The 5789-nt window shown below is 53.1% G+C and carries 5 protein-coding genes, 4 tRNA genes and 1 other RNA gene; 8 read left to right on the top strand and 2 right to left on the bottom strand.

Translation table 11 applies throughout. The features are described 5' to 3' along the window. Window positions 1–364 precede the first annotated feature (364 nt). Together murB and birA are read left to right on the top strand one after the other, a co-directional pair. Entirely contained in the window at window positions 365–1402 is a 1038-nt protein-coding gene (gene murB, locus ACUTSC_RS24915) for a UDP-N-acetylmuramate dehydrogenase (RefSeq protein ID WP_197768919.1), read from the top strand. Continuing rightward, the gene (birA, locus tag ACUTSC_RS24920) at window positions 1399–2361 is read left to right on the top strand and encodes a bifunctional biotin--[acetyl-CoA-carboxylase] ligase/biotin operon repressor BirA (protein ID WP_197768920.1); all 963 of its coding nucleotides are present in this window, start codon (window positions 1399–1401) and stop codon (window positions 2359–2361) included. Before murB ends, birA begins: the two co-directional genes overlap by 4 nt. Window positions 2362–2406: 45 nt before the next feature. On the opposite strand, the gene coaA is transcribed toward birA, so the two are convergent. Both coaA and ACUTSC_RS24930 read right to left on the bottom strand, forming a co-directional pair. After that, window positions 2407–3357, bottom strand: a complete 951-nt coding sequence (coaA, locus tag ACUTSC_RS24925) for a type I pantothenate kinase (protein ID WP_033636718.1) — start codon at window positions 3355–3357, stop codon at window positions 2407–2409. A 219-nt stretch (window positions 3358–3576) separates the two neighbouring features. Further along, window positions 3577–4125, bottom strand: a complete 549-nt coding sequence (locus ACUTSC_RS24930; RefSeq protein WP_060441478.1) for a GNAT family N-acetyltransferase — start codon at window positions 4123–4125, stop codon at window positions 3577–3579. A gap of 396 nt (window positions 4126–4521) precedes the next feature. Here ACUTSC_RS24930 and ACUTSC_RS24935 point away from each other — a divergent pair. The 6 genes from ACUTSC_RS24935 to ACUTSC_RS24960 form a co-directional block, all read left to right on the top strand. Continuing rightward, window positions 4522–4597: transfer RNA gene (locus ACUTSC_RS24935), tRNA-Thr, on the top strand. Window positions 4598–4622: 25 nt separating this feature from the next. Next, window positions 4623–4707, top strand: a tRNA-Tyr gene (locus ACUTSC_RS24940). A gap of 46 nt (window positions 4708–4753) precedes the next feature. Further along, window positions 4754–4869: non-coding RNA, RtT sRNA (locus tag ACUTSC_RS24945), on the top strand. 36 nt (window positions 4870–4905) lie between these two features. Next, window positions 4906–4980: transfer RNA gene (locus ACUTSC_RS24950), tRNA-Gly, on the top strand. Window positions 4981–4986: 6 nt separating this feature from the next. Continuing rightward, window positions 4987–5062: transfer RNA gene (locus ACUTSC_RS24955), tRNA-Thr, on the top strand. A gap of 109 nt (window positions 5063–5171) precedes the next feature. Next, window positions 5172–5789, top strand: a 618-nt coding sequence (locus ACUTSC_RS24960) for a GTP-binding protein (protein ID WP_164040121.1), incomplete at its 3' end; no start/stop codon positions are given.

A 5789-nucleotide genomic window follows, 5' to 3' on the forward strand; every position in this document is an offset into this window, starting at 1 on the left:
CGAAAGCCCTGAACTGACGTTCAGGGCTTTTTGCTATGCGTAAAATAAATATCCTGACTGTATCTATTACTTTGAAAAATACCTTTTTGGCATATGTAGCTTAGTCTTATAAGGAAGCATAATGTTTTTTGTCGGGGAAATAGCCAGATCAATATATAATTGATAGCTTCAGATTATTATTTAAATAATAAAAATGCCTATTTATTAAGATGTTGATGAGAATTATCCGGTTATATCAAAGATAAATCTTAATTCTTCAGTGTATTATTCGATAAATTTCACGTTAATTAAAACAAATATTAGCCAGACGCCTCGAATCGAGTAGACTAGGCGAAAGATTATTTCCGTATAGGTACTGAACGTTATGTCTACTGAAAGCGCGTCTTTAAAAAACCACAATACGTTTGCGCTCCCGGTCAACGCAGCGCACCTGATCATAGCCGATAGAATTGAGCAGATGCTCAAGGTTTGGCAACAAACGCGCAAGCGTCAGGAGCCGCTGCTGATTCTCGGTGAAGGTAGCAACGTGCTGTTCCTGGAGGATTTTTCGGGCACGGTCATGGTCAATCAGCTAAAGGGTATCGACGTCCGGGAAGATAACGATGCCTGGCATCTCCACGTCAGCTCCGGTGAGAATTGGCATGATCTGGTGCAATATACGCTGCAGGCCGGGATCTGCGGTCTGGAGAACCTGGCGTTGATTCCTGGATTGGCCGGCTCCGCGCCTATTCAGAACATCGGCGCCTACGGCGTCGAATTGAAAGACGTTTGCGAGTATGTCGACTTGCTGGATTTCTCTACCGGCGCTATCGATCGCATTCCGGCTGCCGAATGTGGTTTCGGCTACCGGGAAAGTATTTTCAAACACCGTTTCCAAATCGGACATGTCATTGTCGGGCTGGGTTTACGCCTCAACAAACAGTGGCAACCCAAATTGAGCTACGGCGATCTTGCTAAGCTGGATCCCGCTACGGTGACGCCGCTTCAGGTATTTGAATCCGTATGCGCCATGCGCCGCAGCAAGCTGCCCGATCCGCGTGAAACCGGCAATGCCGGCAGCTTCTTCAAGAATCCGCTGGTGAACGCAGAGAAAGCCGCAGGACTCATCGCCAAATATCCCGGCATGCCGCATTATCCACAGCAGGATGGCCAGGTGAAGCTAGCCGCCGGCTGGCTTATCGACCAATGCGAACTGAAAGGATATCGTCTCGGTGGTGCTGCGGTACACCACCAGCAGGCGCTGGTGCTGGTGAACATCGACAACGCCCACAGCCAGGATGTGGTGGCGCTGGCGCGCCACGTACGCAAGACGGTGGCCGATAGATTTGGCGTCTGGCTGGAGCCTGAGGTGCGTTTTATTGGCGCGACCGGTGAGCTGAATGCCGTGGCGGTGCTGTCATGAAAGATACCAAGGTTCCGTTAAAACTGATCGCGCTGCTTGCCGACGGCGAATTCCATTCCGGGGAACACCTCGGTGAGTCACTCGGCATGAGCCGTGCTGCGATCAATAAGCATATTCAAACCATTCGCGAGTGGGGGCTGGATGTTTTTACCGTGCCTGGCAAAGGTTACAGCCTGCCTGGTGCCATCCAGCTGTTGGAAGCCGAGCGTATCCTCAGCCTGCTGGAAGACAAGCGTGTAAGCGTGTTGCCGGTGGTCGATTCCACCAACCAATACTTGCTGGACCGCATCGCCGAATTGCACTCCGGTGACGCCTGCGTCGCTGAATACCAACAGGCGGGGCGTGGGCGCCGCGGGCGGCAGTGGATCTCGCCATTCGGCGCTAATTTATACCTGTCGATGTTCTGGCGCTTGGAGCAAGGCCCGGCGGCGGCAATGGGGCTTAGCCTGGTGATCGGGATGGTGATGGCGGAAGTTCTGCAGCGTCTCGGTGCGGCAAACGTGCGCGTTAAGTGGCCTAACGATCTTTATCTGAACGATCGTAAACTGGCGGGAATCCTGGTCGAACTGACGGGAAAAACCGGCGATGCGGCTCAACTGGTCATCGGTGCCGGCATTAACCTGGCGATGCGGGATACCAACGCCAGCGCCATTACCCAGGGCTGGATTAACCTGCAGGAAGCGGGAATTCAGATCGATCGCAATGAGCTGGCTGCAACCCTGCTCAATGAGCTGCGTCAGTCGTTGAAACAGTTTGAGATAGACGGACTGGCGCCCTTTATCGGTCGCTGGCGTACCCTGGATAACTTTATCGACAGACCGGTCAAGCTCCTGATTGGCGAGCGGCAGATTGTGGGCATCGCCCGAGGCATCGATTCGCAGGGGGCGCTACTGCTGGAACAAGACGGGGAGATAAAACCCTTCATCGGCGGGGAGATATCGCTGCGCAGTGCGGAATAGTTAGTGAAAGGGGGACGGCAACGTCCCCTGAATCGATCGGTAGGCTTACTTTCTTAAACGCACGCTTTCAACGGCGTGGTTAGCGCTTTTGGTCATGATCAGGCTGGCTCTCTCGCGCGTAGGCAGTATATTCTGTTGCAAATTCAATCCGTTAATCTCATTCCATAATTGCGTGGCGATATTAATCGCTTCCGGTTCCGGCAATTTTGAATAGTGATGGAAATAAGAATCGGGATTGGAAAATGCGCCCTGACGGAATTTCAGGAAGCGATTGATATACCAGCTTTGCAATAGCGTCTCTGGGGCATCGACATATATAGAGAAGTCGACAAAATCGGAAACGAATACGCGATGCGGATCGTGAGGGTAATCCATACCGCTTTGCAATACGTTAAGCCCTTCCAGGATCAGAATATCCGGCTGCTCGATGACTTTATTGCCCTCGGGCACAACGTCATAGATCAAATGCGAATAAACCGGGGCGGTGACGCGTTTGGCACCGGATTTCACTTCCGACACGAATTTCACCAGGCTATGCATATCGTAAGACTGCGGGAAGCCTTTTTTCTTCATCAGGCCGCGTTCGTTCAGCACCTTATTAGGATGCAAGAAACCGTCGGTCGTGATCAGCTCAACGCTGCGGTGTTCCGGCCAGCGGCTCAGCAGTGCCTGCAACAAGCGCGCTGTTGTGCTCTTACCGACGGCTACGCTGCCGGCGATGCCGATGACATAGGGAATCTTTTGCCCATCGGTGCCGAGGAATTGCTCCAGTACCGCCTGCCGCCGCAGGTTGGAGCTGATATAGAAGTTCAACAGTCGTGACAGCGGCAGATAAATCTGCGCAACTTCTTCCAACGAGAGATCTTCGTTAATCCCTTTCAGTTTAACGATCTCTTCTTCCGACAACGTCAGCGGCACCGAATCTCTCAACGCAGCCCATTGGGTACGATCGAACTGTAGGTAGGGCGTTGCTAAAGATTGATCTCTTTTTATCATAAGCCAAATTCTGCCTGTTAACGCAGGTTGGGAAAGGCGCCGGACGCCAGCTCCAGAGAATAAACAAGCTGCATATTATAGACAGCTTCGTTTTTGGCGTAGACTTTTTTCGCAAAAGTTGTCGATAGGCAGCAGTTTATGTCAATTGTGCGAAGCGGCGCGCAGTTGATAAAGCGGGGTTGCAAGGCGGTATCATCGGGGCCGGATACCGCCTGAAGGCTAGCTGGCGATGGCGCGCGAAGGTTGGTTCACGGCGAACAGGCGTTTGTAATAAATAACGGTTGGATGGTAATGCCCATCGGGCCCTGCCGCATAATCCGGTAGCTCGCCCAAACAGCGATAACCCAGGCTGCGATAAAGCGCTTCTGCTGCCGAACCGGCCTGCGTATCCAGGTACAATAGCCCGCGCTGCTGTTGCAGTGCCGCGTGCTCCAGTGACTTCATCAGCGCCTGACCTACGCCGTTTCGGCGAGCGCGGCTATGCACCAACAGCTTCACTACCTCCGCACGATTACGGCCGTTCGGCTTCTGGCAGAGCTCGAGTTGCACGGTGCCAACGACGCCGCGCTCGTCACGGGCAATCCACAGCAGCAGTTCACCTTTGGCCAAGGCCGGCCGCAGACTGTGGAAGTAGCTTTCGGCGTCTTCGTGAGGGATTAAGGTGTCGTAACCGACAGAAGCGCCGTGCGTGACGGCATCGGTCAACAGGCGGGCCAATTCATCGCGGTAAATCGGTAGCGTAGCGGCGTTGATAGGCACTATTTTCATCGGTCATTCCTCCTGGGATGGGGGTAATGAAGAGAAGCAATAACTGAGCCACAGCGGCGAAAGGCATGGCGACGGCAAAAGGGCGAGGGATCAGTGTAGCCCACGCCGCAGTCCGGGGCAGGTATCCCCTTTTTGGTGCATCGATCCCGCTCACAGTTTACCTGCGCGGGTTAAGTGTTTTGAGAAGCCCGACACGGAGAAAGCGGCGCTCAAGGCTTGCAAAAAGTGGATAAAATTGTAGAGAATGATTGCCGCGAGTGATGAATGTTTGCACGCCGCAGGCTGCGAATTGCATGACAGTATGCAAAATTGACTGATTTATGAGCGAAAGTGCGCGTAAAGCAATTTTTTTGTTGCATAGGTCGCCCGCTCTACCTAGAATGCGCTGCACTTGATGCCGGCTTAGCTCAGTAGGTAGAGCAACTGACTTGTAATCAGTAGGTCACCAGTTCGATTCCGGTAGCCGGCACCATTCAAGTCACAAGTAGTTAAAATCTGGTGGGGTTCCCGAGCGGCCAAAGGGAGCAGACTGTAAATCTGCCGTCACAGACTTCGAAGGTTCGAATCCTTCCCCCACCACCAAATCTTGCCTTCGGCGATTAACTGAGATGCGATAAATACCGCAACGGTTGATGGCGGGAGGAGAGGGCGAAAGCCTTCGGCAAGGTTCGAGCTGTGCAGCGCAAGGCGCAGCCGGCCCGAAGGATGCGAGCCGAGTGATGAACAATCCTGCTCCATCCCAAAATTCTACAGAAAAATCAGGTAGCCGAGTTCCAGGATGCGGGCATCGTATAATGGCTATTACCTCAGCCTTCCAAGCTGATGATGTGGGTTCGATTCCCACTGCCCGCTCCAAGATGTGCTGATATAGCTCAGTTGGTAGAGCGCACCCTTGGTAAGGGTGAGGTCGGCAGTTCGAATCTGCCTATCAGCACCACTTCTTAATTTCTCGCCCCCTGATTTTCTTTCTGTTCTGGATTCAACGAGCAAATGCTTGGTTGATGTGGTGATACCACCGATTTATCCGTGTCTTAGAGGGACAATCGATGTCTAAAGAAAAGTTTGAACGTACAAAACCGCACGTTAACGTCGGTACTATCGGCCACGTTGACCACGGTAAAACTACCCTGACTGCAGCGATCACTACCGTACTGGCTAAAACCTACGGCGGTTCTGCACGTGCTTTCGACCAGATCGATAACGCGCCAGAAGAAAAAGCTCGTGGTATCACCATCAACACCTCTCACGTTGAGTATGACACCCCGACTCGTCACTACGCGCACGTTGACTGCCCAGGGCACGCCGACTACGTGAAAAACATGATCACCGGTGCTGCTCAGATGGACGGCGCGATCCTGGTAGTAGCTGCGACTGACGGCCCAATGCCTCAGACCCGTGAGCACATCCTGCTGGGTCGTCAGGTTGGCGTTCCTTTCATCATCGTATTCATGAACAAATGCGACATGGTTGATGATGAAGAGCTGCTGGAACTGGTAGAAATGGAAGTTCGCGAACTGCTGTCCGCGTACGACTTCCCAGGCGACGACCTGCCAGTAATCCGTGGTTCCGCGCTGAAAGCGCTGGAAGGCGAAGCTGAGTGGGAAGCGAAAATCATCGAACTGGCCGAAGCCCTGGACAGCTACATCCCAGAGCCAGAGCGTGCG

Source organism: Serratia sp. TSA_105.2, from assembly GCF_052692115.1.